Origin of the sequence: Paenibacillus sp. LHD-38, assembly GCF_031157315.1 — a bacterium.
Taxonomy (GTDB): domain Bacteria; phylum Bacillota; class Bacilli; order Paenibacillales; family Paenibacillaceae; genus Pristimantibacillus.
On the sequence record NZ_JAVIFU010000020.1, the window covers coordinates 59,808 to 78,968 of the forward strand.

At 47.4% G+C, this 19,161-nt stretch carries 12 protein-coding genes and 1 pseudogene; 2 read left to right on the forward strand and 11 right to left on the reverse strand.

All coding sequences use genetic code 11. The features are described from left to right. Nucleotides 1-58: 58 nt before the first annotated feature. The 11 genes and pseudogenes from RCO25_RS18175 to RCO25_RS18225 all read right to left on the reverse strand — a co-directional run bounded on the left by RCO25_RS18175 (nt 59) and on the right by RCO25_RS18225 (nt 15,644). The gene (locus RCO25_RS18175; protein WP_308997602.1) at nt 59-1,021 is read right to left on the reverse strand and encodes a sugar phosphate isomerase/epimerase family protein; all 963 of its coding nucleotides are present in this window, start codon (nt 1,019-1,021) and stop codon (nt 59-61) included. Nucleotides 1,022-1,094: 73 nt separating this feature from the next. After that, a complete protein-coding gene (locus tag RCO25_RS18180; protein WP_374992127.1) occupies nt 1,095-1,274 on the reverse strand; it encodes a GMC oxidoreductase in 180 nt (59 codons plus the stop codon). Nucleotides 1,275-1,723: 449 nt separating this feature from the next. Continuing rightward, nucleotides 1,724-3,175, reverse strand: coding sequence for a GMC family oxidoreductase (locus RCO25_RS18185; RefSeq protein WP_308997560.1), 1,452 nt, complete (start codon nt 3,173-3,175; stop codon nt 1,724-1,726). A 20-nt stretch (nt 3,176-3,195) separates the two neighbouring features. Further along, entirely contained in the window at nt 3,196-3,756 is a 561-nt protein-coding gene (locus RCO25_RS18190) for a sugar phosphate isomerase/epimerase family protein (RefSeq protein WP_308997561.1), read from the reverse strand. Between the two features lie 682 nt (nt 3,757-4,438). Beyond that, nucleotides 4,439-5,845 (reverse strand): GMC oxidoreductase, encoded by a 1,407-nt coding sequence (locus tag RCO25_RS18195; RefSeq protein ID WP_308997562.1) that lies wholly within the window; start codon nt 5,843-5,845, stop codon nt 4,439-4,441. Nucleotides 5,846-5,916: 71 nt separating this feature from the next. Beyond that, the gene (locus tag RCO25_RS18200) at nt 5,917-7,401 is read right to left on the reverse strand and encodes a GMC oxidoreductase (protein WP_308997563.1); all 1,485 of its coding nucleotides are present in this window, start codon (nt 7,399-7,401) and stop codon (nt 5,917-5,919) included. A gap of 1,038 nt (nt 7,402-8,439) precedes the next feature. After that, a complete protein-coding gene (locus tag RCO25_RS18205; protein WP_308997564.1) occupies nt 8,440-10,302 on the reverse strand; it encodes a right-handed parallel beta-helix repeat-containing protein in 1,863 nt (620 codons plus the stop codon). 42 nt (nt 10,303-10,344) lie between these two features. Further along, nucleotides 10,345-11,301, reverse strand: a complete 957-nt coding sequence (locus RCO25_RS18210; protein ID WP_308997565.1) for a peptidylprolyl isomerase — start codon at nt 11,299-11,301, stop codon at nt 10,345-10,347. A gap of 482 nt (nt 11,302-11,783) precedes the next feature. Next, on the reverse strand, nt 11,784-13,769 hold the full coding sequence (locus RCO25_RS18215) for a hypothetical protein (RefSeq protein ID WP_308997566.1): 1,986 nt from the start codon (nt 13,767-13,769) through the stop codon (nt 11,784-11,786). Nucleotides 13,770-13,788: 19 nt separating this feature from the next. Then, nucleotides 13,789-14,666, reverse strand: a pseudogene (locus RCO25_RS18220) (carbohydrate ABC transporter permease). 18 nt (nt 14,667-14,684) lie between these two features. Continuing rightward, nucleotides 14,685-15,644 (reverse strand): ABC transporter permease, encoded by a 960-nt coding sequence (locus RCO25_RS18225; RefSeq protein WP_308093807.1) that lies wholly within the window; start codon nt 15,642-15,644, stop codon nt 14,685-14,687. 157 nt (nt 15,645-15,801) lie between these two features. Here RCO25_RS18225 and RCO25_RS18230 point away from each other — a divergent pair, with 157 nt between their 5' ends. Continuing rightward, the gene (locus tag RCO25_RS18230) at nt 15,802-17,550 is read left to right on the forward strand and encodes a sensor histidine kinase (RefSeq protein ID WP_308997567.1); all 1,749 of its coding nucleotides are present in this window, start codon (nt 15,802-15,804) and stop codon (nt 17,548-17,550) included. Continuing rightward, nucleotides 17,531-19,141 (forward strand): response regulator, encoded by a 1,611-nt coding sequence (locus RCO25_RS18235; protein WP_308997568.1) that lies wholly within the window; start codon nt 17,531-17,533, stop codon nt 19,139-19,141. Before RCO25_RS18230 ends, RCO25_RS18235 begins: the two co-directional genes overlap by 20 nt. Nucleotides 19,142-19,161: the final 20 nt, after the last annotated feature.

Genomic DNA, 19,161 nt, shown 5'->3' on the forward strand with positions numbered 1-19,161 from the left:
CACGGACATCTCATACTTTCAATTATTAACAACTCACTTGAAGTGAAAATCATAGAAGTTATGCAGATGACATAGGTCCGCGGATGATCAATTCACGCAAGCTCATCGCCGCTTTCGTGATTCCTTCCAGTCCGTTCATCAGCGAATCGTCTTGTTCAATGTGAAAACCATCGGTATATCCGACCAATTGGAGGGCGCTTATAATGTCGGACCATGTTTTTAAGTCATGCCCGTAACCAATGGTTCGGTAATTCCATGAACGGTATTGCGGTTGACTATGGGGCTTAGGATCGAGAATCCCATATAAATTCAGGTTATCCTCGGAAAAAATCATATCCTTGGTTGATACATGATAGATTGCTCCGGCAAACCCGAGAATTTTTATGGCCCCCACCGGATGGATCCCCTGCGTCCACATATGGCTCGCATCAAAGCAGCATCCGATCACTTCCCCCACAGCCTGGCGGAGTTTTAGAAGACCTGCCGGGGCATGTACGGTAAACCCCTCATGCATTTCTATCGCGACTTTCACCCCTCGGCTCGCAGCGTATGGCCCCATTTCCCGCCAATAAGGTATCACTTTTTGTTCCCACTGCCACTCAAAAATTTCCGGGTATTCCGGAGGCCAAGACAGAGAAGCAAAGTTTGGATAGTATGTGCTGTCAGGGGCGCCCGGATTGCCGGAAAAAGTATTTACAACGGGCACTCCCATTTTTAGAGCCAAATCGATCGTCAGAATTAAAGTGTCATGATGCTGCCGGGCGACGCATCGGTTAGGATGAAGTGGATTGCCTTGGGCGCTGAATGCGCTGATATACATGCCTCTCGACTCAACGGCTTGGATGAAGGCTTTTTGCTTTAGCTCATCCGCGAGGAACTGGGCCGGTTTGACAAAGGCATCCCCAGGATAATTTCCGGTTCCAAATTCCAATGCCTCAACACCTTGGGATCGGACAAAATCAAGCATCTCTTCGAAAGTCAGACTATTGAATGCACTATTTACAAACACACCAAGTCTAATTAGAATCAACCTCCATATCGAATGATTCTTAATATGAATGCCTATAGATTCTCATTCCGGCACATCTCTACGTTTATTTCAACAGACGCATCAAATAATCCGCCGTACGAATCGCCAGAGCTACGGTAATAAGTGTAGGATTGGCAGTTCCGCTGCTGGGAATCACGCTATTATCCGCTACGTAAAGACCGGATATGCTGTGAATTTGACCGTACGGATCGTTTAGGGTCAACCCCCATCCTGCAGGTTCCAATGAAATGATCTCCATTTATGTCAGGACCCATGACCTCTCCGATTCGAGGGGCTTGCAAGGCAGACCCTACTTGTCTAAGTTCTTCATACCCTTGACGAATGACCGCCTGACCGGTTAATTTCTGGCCAAGCTTAATGCGCTGGTAATTTCATTCACTGGCTGTCTTCATTGGTTCCTAACCAGTTCAACAATTCCTAAAATCATCCTCAAGCGTAAACGTTTTATATGTTTGGACATCCATTTTCTGATTAAAAATGTGTGGAGAGTATACACTGGGGGAGGGAGCCGAATTTGTGTCCAGTGAATCAATTGATCAGGGTCAGGGATCTGCAAATTTAAGGCAAGCAAGACTTCTGTTTCGGTTTCATACTTGGAGGCTATCGTTCTAAGCGTATCGCCGTACCCGGCCACGTAAATTCTCAGAAGCATACACTCCTTTTCTCTCACGCCTATTTTCGGCTAATATAATCTGCTGTCCGAATCGCTAATGCGACTGTCGTCAGCATCGGGTTAGCCGGTCCGGTTAAACGGACAACGCTGGAATCGGCCGCAAACAAGCCCGGAATGCCATGGATTTGTCCGTAGGTATTAGTTGCGGAAGTATCGGGATCTAGCCCCATCCGGCAGGTACCGCATTCATGATTGTCTTCTCCAGGGGCGATTAACCAGGGCTCCTTGTCGAAATCCAGCCCCATGCCATGAACCGCGGTCCGTATCGTTCTGAATAATTCAGGAATTCTGGCCCGGTCCTGATTGCTGTGAGAGAAGCTGACCTGCAGGCGCGGGACTCCATATTCGTCCTCTGTGCCAGGCTCGAGAAACACGCGGTTCTCATAGCGCTGCTCCACCGGCCCTGCACTGACAAATCTGAATTTCAGCTCATTCAACAGCGGTTTCTGTTCGTAGGCATACCAATAATAATGAAAAGGATCGGTTCCGAAGCCATACACGATCTCCCATTTGTTTTCCGGTACCGGTATCCAAAGGCTGGCAACACCCGCTACTTCTCCGAATTGGCTCCGTGCTCCCTTTACATCCGCAAACACCTTCATGTGATTCGTCAAATAATGGCCGATGGCTCGCCCGGGAATGCCGGAATGAAGAAGCAGCCGCGGCGTCTCCCATGTACCGCAGGAAAGGATAACCGTTTTGGCTCGGATCGGATAGGTTTTTAAATCAGGGGTCATCACTTCGACACCGGCGGTTTTACCTTTGTCTATCAGCACCCGAACGGCTTGTGACCGGACAGCCAAATCGAAAGGTCTGGTATTGAGTGCATGGGCCAAAAAAATAATCGAGCTGAAGAAAACATTCGAATGGATCTGTCCATACCGGGTAGCTTCAAGATCAGCCGCCAACGGGGTATCGGTTGCACCCGGAAATCCGTTCGAACGGAGGCGTTCAAGCAGAATCTCCTGGATCGAAGAACCCGCAGCATACTTTGAAGTGACATTCATGATTTGTTCGGCTGTCAAATAATAAGGAATAAGCTCGTCATATGTAATCGGCCAGCTATGGAAATCATCCGGATTTAATCGAGGGGATACCTGGTACCATTGAAGCGTTCTTCCTCCCAGCGCTCTTATCATTCTGGCGCCGGGGTATTCCGGCCAAAACTTTCCGATGTATTCGGTATGTAACGGATTTTCAAAATACTTGACGAATCGTTCTTCATTCATTGTCGCCATATTCCGTCCATGTGTCGGCAATAAAAGCGGGCCTGATTCGATCAAGCCGATGCGCCGGCCGCTGTTTTTCCACTTTTGGCATAATCTCCAGAGCGCCGCCCCGCCTCCTGCTCCGCTGCCGACAATGAGCACATCATATTCGGTTTGCGACATGGTCTCAATCGGAGTCAGAGGAATCCAATGATCCATGCTTTCATTGCCCGATAAGTTCATGGATATCTCCCCCATTCCCATTATCCGCGGATAATCAGTTCCCGCAAGTTCCTCGCCGCTTTGGTGAAGCCCTCCAGCGCAGGAATCAGCGGGTCGTGCTGTTCAATGTGAATGCCGCCGCTATATCCCGCCAATTGCAAGGCACTTATGATGTCGGACCAGGTTTTTAAGTCGTGGCCGTATCCGATCGTCCGGTAAAACCACGAACGATACTGAGGCTGTTCATGCGGCTTTGGATCGAGAAGCCCGTATAAATTTAGATTATCTTTGGAAAACATCATATCCTTTGTTGAAAAATGATAGATCGCTCCGGCAAATCCGAGAATTTTAACGGCCGCCACCGGATCGATTCCCTGCGTCCACATATGGCTTGCATCGAAGCTGCATCCAATGGCTTCACCTACCGCCTGGCGGAGTCTTAAAACATCTGACGGAGCATGCACGGTAAACCCCTCATGCATTTCGATGCCGATCCTCACCCCTCGGCTCGCGGCATACCTCCCCATCTCCCGCCAATAGGGAATCACTTTTTGTTCCCACTGCCATTGAAGAATTTCGTAGTATTCCGGCGGCCAATACAAATAAGAATAATTTGGCTACAACGTGCTATAAGGGGCGCCCGGGTTGCCAGAAATCGTATTTACGTCAGGAGCCCCCCTTTTTTGGTGCCAACTTTTCGAGGAGATGCTTGGTCCCAGGATTAGAGGCGCTGGAATTTGGCACCGTGACTATCCCGGGTATGCCTTTGTCAAACCGGCTCAGTTCCTCCCGGATGAGCAAAAACAGCAAAATTTCATCAAGGCCGTTGAGTCAAAAGGCTTGTATATCAGCGCATTCAGCGCCCAAGGAAACCCCCTTCACCCGAGCTCAGGCGTCGCGCGACAGCATCATTATACATTGCTCCATAAGCGCTTATTGGAACTGACTTACAATATAATCCGCAACTCTTACGGATAAAGCGACAGTTGTAAGTGTAGGGTTCTCACTGAACAGATTAACGGTAATAATCATTTGTAATCTCCGAGCATTTTACGCTGTTAGGCGCTTATAGATGAATACCTATTCCGTTGGGATCTAATTCTTCCGATTTATCGGAAACGTTCGATACGGGGAAAGTATCAAGGTAGAGGTTGTGAGTTGTTTTCAGCGTGTCGAGTAATTCTCCATAGAGGGCTAATTCCACAGTAGAAATTTAATGTCTCAAACAAAACGTCTATGTAAGGGCTGATTTTGAAAGCATATTTAAAATCGAACATTTATAGCCTATTTCAATTGTTCTGAGATATAATCCGCAGTCCGGATTGCAAGGGCGACGGTGGATAATGTCGGATTGGCCGTGCCGGATGTAGGAAGAACGCTGTTATCGGCGGCAAAAAGTCCTAAAATGCCATGAATCCGGCCAAAACGGTCGGTTACGGACGTCTCCGGATTTTCTCCCATCCTGCAGGTTCCCATTTCATGGTTCTCCCCTCCGGGATGCCTTAAGCATACCTCCCCCTCCCCCGAAACCGGCATTTTCAAAGCGGACGCCACAAGCACCGAAGCAGCAGCCATTTCGCTGATGATCTCCATATCTTCTTCACTGTAGGAGAAAGAAATTTGAAGATCTGGGATACCGTATTCGTTCCTTCTCACCGGGTCAAGCGTAACTTTATTCTCATATCTGGATTGAACCTTTCCATGAGCGCCTAACCAGATTCTCCACTCATCGCTTAAAGGCTTTATTTTAAACGGCTGGTAATAATCCCCTCCGAATAGTAGGAACTGATACGAACGATCCGCTGAACGGGGAATTAACACTCTAGAGATTCCGGAAACTTCTGCAAATGCAGAGCGTTGAACCTTCAAGAAGGAATCGACGGTAGAATGGTTTGCCAGATAATGACCGACAGCATTCCCGCCGACACCGGAATGGAGCAAAATATGCGGATTACCGAACGTACCGGCTGACAGCACAACCGTCTTAGCCCTAAGCGTGTATGGCTTTTTGTCTCGAGACATTGCTTCGATTCCCGAGACACGCCCATTCTCAACAAGCACTCGGGTGACTCGGGCCTTGACAGCCAGATCGAACGAATGCAGATTTAAGGCCCTCGCTATTAGCAAAATGGAGCTGAAGAAAAAACTGGAATTGATTCGGCCGTTTTGGGTCGCTGTAAAGTCGACGGCCATAGGAATATCAGTGGCTTCTGGAAATCCGTTCTCCCGAAGACGCTGAAGCATAACTTCTTGAACCGACGAACCGGCGGCAACCCGCCGCGTGACGTTCATGATCCGTTCCGCTATTTTATAATAATAGTTCATTTCCCGAATCGAAACCGGCCATTCCGCCAGATCGACCGGATCCATACGTATAGAGGTGGTTCCCCAATGTACCATTCCCCCGCCAAAAATAATCGGTTGCTGGAAATCGATCGGAATCGGAACCGCACCACTCGCGGCATTGGTCCGGTAATACTTCACATATTTCGGATTTCTCCACATATTGGCTACATCGTCGACATTATAGGTCGGAAGGTTCTGGGTATGCGTCGGCACAACCAGATCTCCCGCCTCGATAATCCCGATCCGCAATTGTTCTTTCGCCAATCGCTCGCATAACCGCCAAAGTACAGTTCCGCCCCCGGCGCCGGTACCGACAATCAGAATGTCATATGCTTCTCGGGCCATTTCCTCCAAGTGGATATGCCTTATCCAGGAATTCATGTAGGCCAATTTTTCCACCCCATTAGATTTCGAATTTAATTCATTTTTTCCATGATATAATCTGCCGTTCGGATGGCGAGTGCAACCGTAGTGAGCGTTGGACTGGTCCCTCCGCTTGCAGGAAGTATGCTGTTATCGGCCACATAGACTCCGGACACGCCGTGAACACAGCAGTATGGATCCGTTCCCGATGTATCCGGATCAAAGCCCATTCTGCAAGTGCCCATGCTGTGGAATTCTTGTCCCGGAAATCTGTAAGGCAAAAACGACTTTCCGCCGTTTACCGTTATAACTGTTTTCATTGCCGATGCGGCATACTGTATTCCTTGGCTCATTTGATGAATGACAGCTGTGTCTTCTTGGCTGTAAGAAAATTGCACCAGAAGCCCGGGCAAACCGCACTCATCGGTCTTTGACGGATCCAGCATCACCCGATTTTCGTACCGCGGCTGTACCTGGCCCGTAGCGTGCAAATAAATTTCCCAATGCTCCCGCAAAGGCACATCTTTAAATTGATACCAGAAGTAGCTGCCCGGTCCTTGAATTTTAATTTGATAAGGTCTTGAATTAGTACTTGGGATTAAAATACCCGCCACTCCCAGATTTTCCGGGAACTCGTTCCGGCTGATGGTACTTGCTACTGAAAGCATGGAATGATGAACAAGATAATGTCCGATCGCCCGGCCTTCGATACCCGAAGAAAGCAAAATCCGCGGAGTTTCAAAGGTGCCTGCAGCCAAAATAACGGTTTTGGCTTTAATCAAATGCAGCCGTTTATCCGCCGATACCACCTGAACGCCGACGACCCTTTCCTTCTCTACTTCCACCCGGATCACACGTGCGTTCACGGCCAAATCGATCTTCCGCCTGTTCATCGCCATCGCCAGGAAATGAAGCGAGCTGAAAAACACATTGGAATGGACTAACCCGTAATCGCTTCTATTCAAATCAACGGCCATCGGAAGATCCGCGGCATCGGGGAAACCCTGCTTCTCCAGCCGGTGCAAAAGAATATCCTGCAACTGTGATTCCTGGGCATACATCGCATTGACACTCATGGTTTGTTCCGCGATATCGTAATATCGGGCCATTTCCTGAGCAGGCACCGGGAATTGAAGCAAAACGGAATCGTCCATACGCGGGCTGGTCGTTGCCCAGATTAGCGACTGTCCGCCCAGAGCGATAAATTCGTTGAAGTAACCATCGACCAAAGAAGCTTCAGGACCAGAGAATGAGCCCATAAACGGAATCTTCTTAAAATATAGCGGATTGTGCCAGAATTGTTCGAACTGGTCGGTATTCAATGTCGGGATATTTTGACCGTGTGTCGGCAGAACAAGATCACCGGCTTCCACTACACCAATTCGTTTTCCGTTCTGTCCCCATTGTTCGCTCAACCGCCAAACAGCGGCTCCGCCGCCTGCACCGGTGCCTATGATCAAAACGTCGTAATCCGTTTGAGCCATATCGTCCAGAGAGGTTAAAGGAATCCAATGCTCGGGATAATCCTTTTCTGTCACCGGACATAGGGGCAACAACGGCAGTGATGAGTGGAGAGTATACGTTGGGGAAGGGAGCCGAACGTGTGTCCCGTGAATCAATTGATCAGGGTCAGTGATCCGTGAATTTAATGCAAGTAAGGTTTGAATATCGGTTTCATACTTAATTGCTATAGATTTAAGTGTATCGCCGTATCCGGCCACGTAAATTCTCAGATTGATACACTCCTTTAATACGAAATCATACTAACTCAAATATACTCGAATATCCCCGCTTTAGTACTTTGATTCGTAATCCGAAAAGAGGTTTGCGGTGGGTTTGCAGGATGTTCTTATTTCCCGATTGCCCGACTGAATCAGAATTACTCAACGCTCTTCGGTCTGCGTGATCAGAACGGGAAACGATTGGGGAGCTCGATGCGATTCTTCCCTTTCATGGACTATATCAACACAGCTGATATGATCTAAACAAAAAAGTATGTTTCGGATCTTTGATTAAACCAAAAGGTAACATACCATAAAGTTTTTCTTCGCATAAATACCCCACCTGGACCCAGTTCAGCTTTAACGACTGCACCTACCCTGGCGTTAACCGTCTTCACATGAATTCCCTCATACAACTCGAGGATGAATGGATCACCTTAATACGTGACCATACATTTCCCCTTGATTTTCCTGAGCATCTGTGCGATCCCCTAACATCTTACGAAAGAGTCTTTATCTTTCTCAATCTTGATATTTCTGCATTGATAGGAATGCCACCCTTTGGACACAAAAACTTTCTCTTCAAAGTAGTTAGGGATCTCTTCCAAAAAAACCGCCCTACCCATTTTGAGGAAAACTCATGGGTTCTCCGTCCGGCGTGTCTGCATCATTCGTCTGTTAAGTAGATCCATGCTCATTACAGCATAAGCATCATTATTTTCAGAACGATATGAATGCAATCGTGCCAAGAAAAAATCAATGCTCAAAAAGCGACCCTCCTCAGTTATTAAGAAGGGTCGCTGTTTCTATGTCGCTCAGTTAGTAACAGGAATAATCGGGGCAGAAAATAAAATTTTATTTCGTTATCGAATCGCTGTTCTCGGTATTGGCACTGGATTCGTATGTTAACGTACCGTGCGTCACGTTATTTATAGTGAGTGTATAGGTGCCTGAGCTGTTTTTGTTTTGTACCTGATTGGATTGAAGCGTTACTTTGCCGTCCGAACCGGTTACGCCAGAGTCGGAATCCGACGTTTTGCCGGACCATTGTCCGTTGACCGTCACATTCGCCACTGGATTCCCATTGCCGTCGACAATCAGGACTGTAGCCGTTGCCCGCGTTTGTCCTTGAGCAGTTTGCAGTCCCATGGTGATATTCTGAACATGAATGGCTGTGCTTACTGCAACTCCTGTACCATTGTAAGCCCCGCGATTGGGGGCATTGGAAGCCGATACAAGGTTCCCCCAATAATCTCGACCTCCATTATTATTAATAACCATTCCTGTTCCTGACGCAGGAGAGTTCTGCAATAGTTTATACCCTTCCACCGACGTTCGGTTTACTCCGCTTCCCGGATACGCGAGCCCCGGGTTGGATGTCATCTTGTTCGGATCCGCCGGCTCACCGGATGTATGGACTCCGAAGATGATATTGTATTTGAAGTTTAATGCTTGTATATTTGACAAACCTTGCCAACTGCCCGCCCCTGCTAGGTACCAAATATTGTTGTAGAACGATACGGACTTTGTATAACCGTCCCATGAGTTGACGTAAATCGGATAAGTTGTGCTGCCGGGCGGCGAATAGATGGTATTATTATAAACCATTGTATTCGTCGTCGGGCCTGCGAGTTGGAACACCCGCGTTCCATCGTTCTGGCTTATGTTATAGCGAACAACACCACCGTCATTCTTCGCTCCTCCTGGTTGGCAGATTAAAATAAACCCGCCGTCATTATCATGGCTGTAGTTATATTGAACGATCGTTCCCGTCTGTGCATAATCAATATCGAAGCCCTGTCCGTCCAGTGTGGTGTTTCCATTGAAAGCTTCATTATTCTGAATTATGGTGTGATCGGCATTCCATGCCCAAATCCCGGCGTTCACGGTCCCGGAGCGCATATTAAAACCATTGACCGTATTGTATTGAACAATTGCACCTTGTGTCGCCATCGGTACAATACCGTCCCCGCCTACATCGGATACGTAATTGTTTTCGATTACTACATTGGTGCTAGGATACCAGTTATATTCACCTGTACATCCAGAGTCCGGACGGCACCAATAATCCGAATTCACATCGATTCCGGTACGATCCACACGTGGTCCCACGGTGTTACCGTCGATTCTTACATCATTAAAATTAGAATCCACGCTTCCAGCGATCGTTCGAACTTTAATACCTGAACTACCGCTTGCATCCTTTACGTTGTCGCCATAGACATCGTGAACGTTGTTGCCGATAATGTAAATATGATCCATTGTGCCGGCATCCTGATTCACAACATAGATGCCCATACGCCTTGAGCTGGTGCCGTTATCATTCGTTATTTCGAGATTTCGTATCTCCCAGTATTCCTGATTATACAGATATACCGCCGATTCTTGACCGTTACCGTTGATAATAGGCATGTTCCCGCTTCCGTAAGTATCGACCTTGATGGGCGCAACATTCGTTCCGCTTCCCTTGGGCCAGAGTCTACCCGACCAAGTTTGCCCTCGCTTGAAATAAATCGTGTCCCCCGGCGCGAAGGTTGTACCGTTAACTTTACTCAATGTTTTCCACGCTGTTCCATTAGTGGTCCCGTTATTAGTATCACTGCCATTTGTTACATCGATGTAATAATCAGCTGCAGCAACAGATGCAGCGAATGAAATCGAAGCTACAAGAAATAAGAACAAAGTCATAAAAATGCTTCTACACCATACCGAATTCATATTACTCCTCCTTAATAATTTTGAATTCGCCTGAGACTGAAGTTAATTAAGTACAATGTTTCCGAAATGTTCTGTCTTTTCAATCTTAGCCATGGTAACTAGGCGGTCAACATATTCGCCAAATCCTTGATCCAAGTACATCGTCATCACCTCCTCTCTTTTTTCGTTTAAATCGAATTCCCCCCCCGGTCTCCGTTGCATGCACATCACAATCATGTAGGATCCATTATTTTTGATGATGCTACTGATCTCTCCCTCGTTCAGTCCCAGTACAAGGTTATAGTATTCACTGCTGTACTTGGATATAGTCTTGTAGTTCCTCTCCTCAATAATTTCAACTTCGGTTAATTCTCCAGCAGCTTTTCGTGCATTAAACAACTCGATGAATGACTTAGTCTCCAATTGGGATTTCAATTGCTCCATCTTTTCCTGTGTTGGTTCTATTAACTTATAGATTGTAATCAAGTCATGTTTTTTTGCTAACTTCTCGCTATTTTCATCAAAGAAATGAAGTAATGAATCTTCTGAAACTGTTGGTTGTCGCTCCAACCACAAATATTTAAGTTTATTTAGAATATTTGCTTGCCTAAAGTCGAAATATGCCTGCACCGAATATTCTCTTGGTCCAAATATAACAACTTCGTTCTCAATCGCACTTTTACGCCTCTCATTCTCCTTCTTCCATTCATCCAAGAATGAGGAGTAGGTATCGTTCTCGATAATGCCTAAGCGAACAGATTCCTGTTGTACGACCTTCGCACGTGTTAAATCTTGTAATGCATGTTGTTTGACCTGAGTAAAGCTATTTCCGCGATGTCTCATCATTTGGGTAAAAAATATAAGTTCTTCAGCCTCTATAGTACTGCCATTAATATAGGCGACGATGTTTTCGGGGGGATCATCGGAGTTTTTTTCATATGCAGCGAACGCAGTAAAGGAGATAACTAATAAACTAAGTACTGTGACTAAAACAATTGCTTGGCGTTGTTGGAGTTTCATAACCTATCACTTCCTCTACTTAAATGGAATCTACCAGTGGTCGACGGTTTCTTTAGATGTAATGTGGTGGCGAACGCCTGACGGTCACTTCGCACATATTTTAGCAGTTACCGTGGACCCCTTCTATGACCCAATTGTAACTTTAACACCCTAACGAAAACTTTTTGAAGCGCTTTCATTATTATAGTGAACACTGTTCTGCAGGCTTAAATCCTTTATGTTGTCATTGTCTTTTGTTCGGAATTTCTACTCCCGCGGAAGCAACCGCCACGCCGTGCGCCGTCAGAACACTCGCCTCATCCTTCAACTGACCCGCTTTCTCCAAAAGGAATAGTAAAGAAGCAGCAAAAAATCACTGCTTCCCAACGGACCGTTATGTTCTACGAAACCACGGCAACCTTGAAAGGTGCACCTCAACCTCGATTTCTCACGGTCCAATCATCCTGATACCGTCCACTCCGAGCCGGGATTGGTAAACGTATTTAAAATCCTGTTTTCGGAATTTCGTTCGGGTAAACTCCGGTCGCATCAAGCCTTCCAGTACGGATGTCGTACATCCGGCCATGTGTAAGTTTCATCGCTTCCACGAACGAATGGTAGGGCTGCTGGCAGACGTCCACAACCCCGATCTGATAGTTCTCGCCGTCAAAGCGTCCTAAAACAGGCTGATCATTGAGTTGGAAGTAATGCACCCCGATTAACTCTGGAATGGAGGCTGCCTGCTCGACAAAATACTGGTAGGCCGCTCCGCGGTCTTCCTGTGTGGCGACAGCACGGATACCGTACGCAGGCAGACCTGCGTTCGCCGCTCCGAAATGAAACTCGCCAATCATGAGTGGCTTGTTCAAACACTGGCTAATGTGCCGGATTTGCTCCCGGTTCGGCTCCATCTGGTAGCAATTAATGGAGAAGACATCAAAGGCTTCGCATCCTTCCAGCACATCGTCGCTGCCTACCCATGCGTAGCGCATCCCCAAGTTCAGATGGTTTGGGTCAACCAGCTTGCAAAGTTTGGCCGGAACCTCAACATAACGCCGGATCATAATCCGGTTAAACGCATTGAAATCCGCTTTTCTGACAGGGCTGTCCGACCAGTCAGAGAAATTGAGACCGTGAAGCAAATCCTCAACATGTTGCAAGTCACTGTTCCAAGCGAGATTTATGCCGGTAACGTCCCCATACTTTTCCTTCAGCCATTCCAGAAAATGTGTCTTGCTTACGAACTGGATCGGCGAACGAAGCATTTGCTCTGTCAAGTCCAGACCGTCGACGAACGCCCAGTGCGGCTCGTTGCGCATAAAATAACCAACCAGGCGGCGGTCTTCACGCATCGCGTGCAGCTGTTCGGAGAACACCGTGGCATTGTTCTCGAATTCCGGGCTGAACACGTCCGGGAAGTCCCGAAAGATCGTTTGTGCCGTCATCGGGAAGCCCTCCATCGGATACACGTATGGTAGCTCCGAATGACGGATGAACTCAGGACTGGACCAGTTGCCGATTGTGTTCATTCCCCACAGCTTCATCCGGTATTCAGTTAGATCCGCCCACTTTTTGTGCCATTCATCTCCGAAGGCCAAGATAAGGCTAAAGATCCCGAAGCTGTACCCCCGGTCCCGCCAGGCGTCCCGGTATTCCCCCTCCCGTGTTGGAAGCTCCGGAAGCAGATGATCCATTCCGTCTACCCACATCGTCTCGGCGGGATGAATGCTATCCATCCCGGCACTGAACAAAGCATAACCGTCCGGATCGACAAACCACCACCGTTGTCCGTCATGCTCCGTTCTAAAAAAACCAGTTGAGACAAATTGCAGCCCCTTCCAACCACCGTAACGGCCGTATCCAGACGGGGCTATTTTCTCTTGTGCAAGCTGCCATTCCTTTCTGAGCGCGCGTACGAGAACGCTCGGCGATTTCGTTTTGCCCACCCATTCCTTTCCTTCCCATTGCCCTAGACAATCGACATACGGTGTCTGCTCATACTGAAAGGATGGGATGGACTGGCTTAAAGTCAGCCTAGAGATCTCCAAGGTTCTCGGATTTAACGATGGGATTGTCGAGACCGAAAACCTCGCGATCCCGGCTCTGTCTACGAATGCGTCTCCGCGCAGCACGGATTGCATAACCCCGGGAAAGCGATCAAGAAATAGTTTTCCTCCGTTCAAAGCCTTTAATGGCAGGCAAATCCTCGTCTTTACACCGGGCAATATGCCATAATGAACCGAAATCGATCGGTCAACCCTATCGATAAATGAAAACAAAACGACGAGCACATCATGCGATTCATGATAAATGTCGGCAGATAAATATCCGTATTCTTTCCAGGCGATAGTCGTTATCGACTTCGCGTCCAATTGGACACTTCCCCCTTCCGGTGAAGCACGTATGCGAAATCCGTTTGCTTCCAGCAATTCTATCCTTGTGCTATCACTGCTATGAAAAAGCATGGCCGGTAATTCGTAAGTTTCCACGAACAAATCAGCTCCCTAATTATTCTTTTACTGCACCGAGCACAATACCTTTGACGAAATACTTCTGCAGGAACGGATACACCAGCAGGATCGGTAGCGCTCCGATGAAAATTTGCGCCGCTTTAACCGTACGCTGGGACAGGTTTTCCATGTCCTTCGGATTGATGCTCATCTTACTGAAATCCTGTTGGACGACGACGGTTTGCAGAAATGTCGCAAGCGGATAATTTTTGGTATCTAGCATGTAGATAAGCCCGTCAAACCAGGAATTCCAATGGCCGACCAATGTGAAAAGCGTTATTGTCGCCAAAGCGGGCATGGAGACCGGCAAATGGACGCTGAATAAAATGCGGAAAAGCCCCGCTCCGTCGATTAGCGCCGCCTCCTCCAGTTCCACCGGGATTGTACGGAAGAAGTTCATTAGAAGGATCAGGTTGTAGACGCTCAAAGCTGCTGGAAGCACAAGCGCCCATATCGTATTAATGAGATTCAACTCCGAAATCAGAATATAGCCCGGCACCAACCCTCCAGAGAACAGCATCGTGAAGACGAAAAACCACATATATACATTGCGGGATTTGAATGCTGCGGTTCGCTTGGACAGTGAGTATCCCGCAAAAATGATAACAGCCATGCCGATCGCGGTTCCGAGCACCGTACGATATACGGAGTAAAACAACGCCCTGACAAACGCGGGATTGTCGATCGTTTTCTCATATGATTCCAAAGTGAAATCTACGGGCCAAAGATTGATTATATTGGCACTCGCTGCTGATTTGCCGCTGAACGACACCGCCAGCACGTGTATAAGCGGTAGAATGCATACAAGGACAGTACAATAAGAAACACATGGTTAAATATGCTGAACGTTCTATAGCCGGTTGATTTAAAATACATATTCTATCCCCCTCAATCTTAGAAAATCCGATAGTTGCCCAATCGATACGCGAGCCGGTACGATACGATGATCAGGATAAAGCTGATAATGGATTTGAATAGCCCGACCGCTGTGGCAAAGCTGAAGTCCCCCTTAAGCATAGCGGAACGATACACGAACGTATCGATGACATCTCCTTTGTTATAGACCAGAGGATTGTACAAGTTAAAAATTTGGTCGAAGCCAGCGTTGAGTACGTTCCCGAGTTGAAGCGTCGCCACCACGACGATAATCGGCAGCATAGCCGGCATCGTCACATTGATCGTTTGCTGCAGACGAGTTGCGCCGTCGACTTCAGCCGCCTCGTACAGCGACGGATTCACCCCTGCGATTGCTGCAAGATATATAATCATCGCAAACCCGAATTCCTTCCATATATCACTGACGACGACAACGAACCGGAACCAATCTCCATCGCCGAGGAAGAAGATCGGCTGCATGTCGAACCAATCGACAAGCATCCTATTGACAATACCGCCTTTCACGGACAAGAGATCGATCAGAATACCGCCCAAGATAACCCACGATAGAAAATGGGGAAGATAGACAAGCGTTTGAATGCTTCTTTTGATACCAGATTTTCGGATTTCATTGAGCAGCAGTGCGATGACAATCGGCACGAATAACCCGAATACGATCTTTAATACCGAGATGATCAGTGTATTCCATATGACCTGAACCGATTCGTCGAACATAAACAGTGACTCGAAATGCTTGAAGCCTACCCATTCCGATTGAAAAAATCCGAGCCATGGCTTATAGTCCTGGAAGGCCATAACTAGACCGAATATAGGCAAATAATGAAACACAATGGCGATAACTGTCGCTGGTAAAACGAGCAGGTGAAGCGGCCATGTTATCCTCAATCCCCTTCTCCATTTTGACTCTCGTTTGATCGCTGCAGGCTGCCCCAGCGATGCTTGAAGTCCGCTTTTCATACAAAAATTCTCCTCTCTGCGATTACCGTAATTGCACTTTGGTCAGCTTCTGATACTATTATAGCAACGAGTTTTCACCAGACCTATGATAAGGTTTTAACATCTATAACCCCAATGATAACCTCTTGCGGTAAACTCCTATTAGGTGGTGTTTGGCATGGTAAAATATAAAGTGTTCCAAAGACTGTTGCTTATGCTGGCTTTTTTGTTTGTCCCGGCCACAATCTTATTTGCCTTTGCAAACCAAACAAGTAAGGACGTAGTGACGAAAACGCTTGAAAACTCTGCCGCGAAGCAGATGGAATTTACGATGCAACAGATGGAGCAATCGCTTCGGCAGCTTGAGAAGCAGACACTCCTGCTAGCGAATGATACTACGATTAAATCTTATGCGAGCTCCTGGGAATTTCCCGAATACTTGAACCACTTACTGATGCGCAAGACGATTGAAGAAAAGCTTGAGCTGCAAAGCCAAGCTGAACCGCTCATCCATGAACTGACCGTCTATTGGCCTGTCATTCAAGAGGCGATATCGACCTCTAAAACGGTCAAATATAATCAGAACGAGTTGGTGAACAAACCGAAGAATCAATGGTATGCACAGAAAACCCACGGCCTTCTTACTTTTCATCTATTAATGACGAACCCGTCGATTATCGCCGCCGATTCCAGCCACATCACCTCGGTAGTCGAGACAACTATTTCCAGTAAGTATTTGCGCTCCGTGCTTAAAGGGCTCGATAAGACCGGCAACGGCAATTCGTTTTTTTATTTCTCCGAGGATGATCTGATCGGTAATGCGGATGTTGATCCGGCCTTATTTGAGCTTTTTCTGAATGAGGAGGAAAACGTGCTTGACGGAAACATTTCGGGTCATCCAAAGCTGACCGTGTTTGAGATCGGAGGCGTCGAATATTTGGTGCAATCGATGAAAAGCCCTTCCCTTGGAGGCACGTTATTCAGTTATATTAAGCTCGGCGAATTTCTTAATCCGCTGCAGAAAGTAAATTTGCTCGTAAATGGCAGTCTGTTCTTCCTTCTAATATCGGGAATTACGATTTCCTTGATGTTCTACAGGCAATTTCGCATGCCCTTCGGCTATTTGATGCGTAAAATTGAAAATTTGGGGAGAGGCGATTACGGCAGCAGGGCCACGCTGAAGACAAAAACCGAATTCGATTATTTGTTCGACCGGTTCAACGAGATGGCTTCACGGATTCAGTCGTTGATCGAAAACGTATACGAGGAGAAAGTCCGAACGAGAGAAGCTGAATATAAGCATTTACAGTCACAGATCAATCCCCATTTTTTATATAACTGCTTGTTCTACATTGTCAGCATGGCGAATAAATCGCCTGGCGCCGTCATTTCCATGGCCAAAAATTTATCCGATTTCTACCGCTACATCACCCTCAAAGCAGGAGAAACCACGACATTGGCGGATGAGATCCGGTTGATCGAAAGCTATCTGGAGGTGCAGTCTCTGCGGAATACGCGATTAACCTTCTCGATCGAAATTCCGACCGCTATGCTGGGACTGCCCGTTCCAAGTCTGCTTCTGCAGCCGATCGTGGAAAACGCGGTTGTGCACGGCATCGAGCAGAAACGAAATGCAGGAAAGATTCATATCCACGGAGCGATCAACGGCAGCCAATACATCATCAACATCGATGATGATGGAGAGGGGCTGTGTGAAGAGGATTTAAAATCGCTCCATGACCGCGTGCAGGCCAACTATCAGAATACCGATGAGATGGGCTGCGGACTTCGAAACGTCCATCACCGGCTGATGAATCGATACGGCAAGCCATCCGGGCTGTCTTTTTCCATTAACGAATGGGGCGGCTTCCGCGTTGTACTTCAAATTCTGAACAAGGAGAATTTCAATGAACGTATTACTGGTTGATGACGAGGACTACGTCCTCGATTATTTGGAGACCGAGATCCAGTGGAAGACCCTCGGCATATCAAACGTATACCGTGCCGGCTCGGCCAAGGAAGCGCTTGACGTCGTCAAAAAAGTCCCTGTCGCAATAGTCATAACGGATATCCGCATGCCCGAACGGAGCGGACTGGAGCTGCTCGCGTCGCTTCAGCGGCATCATCGGGACACGAAAGTGATCTTGTTATCCGGTCACTCCGACTTTTCGTACGCGGTGAAGGCGCTTCAGTTGGGTGCTTCCGACTATTTGTTGAAGCCCGTTACGGAAGACGAGGTGCTCCTCAGCTTGAAGAAGGTGTTCGCAAAAATCGAGGAGGAAAAGCGGCAGATACGGAGTCTGAAAGCGGCAAGCGACGTCTTGAATCTCGGGATTGGCCGAATGCGGGAGCATTTGTTGTTCGATCTTCTGCTCGGTAAGAAATATAACGCCGAGGAATTAAGGCGCCACCTTCAAGCCCTTCACCTGCAGTTCGAGCCGGAAACGGATTGCGTGCTTGCCTTGATTCGGATCGAGACGGGTACGGAAGATATGACGCGAGAGGATTATGAATTACTCAACTTTGCGTTGCTTAATGTGGCGGAAGAGATTTTTTTCGGGCGAATCGGGGACAGGCCTTCCATTTGGTCCTGCAAAGATGACAATCAATTCATCGTTGTATTACTGCCTTATGATGTTGTAGTCGACCACAGGGAGCTTAACGTCCAAATCAATAAACTGAAGCAAGCGGTTCAAATCTATATGAAACGAACGGTCTCCATCTTGTTGTCAGAACCATTCGTGTTTCAGTACGAGCTTCACCGCCAATATTTGAAGGCTATCAACGTTTTCTGGCGGTCGGTGGGAACGCGCTATGGTGTGATGCTTGACATGAATGACTTGAGGAACCCTGAGCCGGGAGACTCAATAAAACCTCTAACAAGGCTTTACCAATCGCCGACCATGCTGCAGTTGATGGATTCCGACCGCTGGGAGGAAGTTAACGGCAAGCTCGATTACATCTTGGAAGAGCTAGATATGCCGGATTTCCGAACGCAGCATCATCTGATGGAAGCGGTTTATTATTTGCTTAGCTGCTTCTCCTATATTGCGCACAAGCAGGGGGATTCATTTGCCGAAATGATCAATTCCCCTTCTTTGAAGCGCAAATCGTATTACTTTCAACGCACCGAGCAAATCAAGGAATGGGCTCTTCCGCTAATCGTACAGTTTAAGCGTTCGCTGCAGGAGATATCGCCGAACCGCAACCACATTATCCGGGAAATTCACGACTTTATCGAAGAGCACCTGCAGATGGATGTGTCTATGACACGCCTCGGGGAGCACGTCTACCTTCATCCGGTTTACCTCTCCCGCCTATATAAAAAAGAAACCGGTGAGAGCTTGTCTGCTTATATCTCCAGGATCCGAATGGAAAAAGCGGCGCGTCTACTCGAGACGACCAATATGAAGGTTGCTGACGTGGCTAAGGAGGTCGGGTACCAGAAAACACAGTATTTTATTTATATTTTTAAGGAATTTTACGGCTGCACGCCGAAAAACTTCCGCAATCGATAGAAAGGCAGCCGAGAATGCAT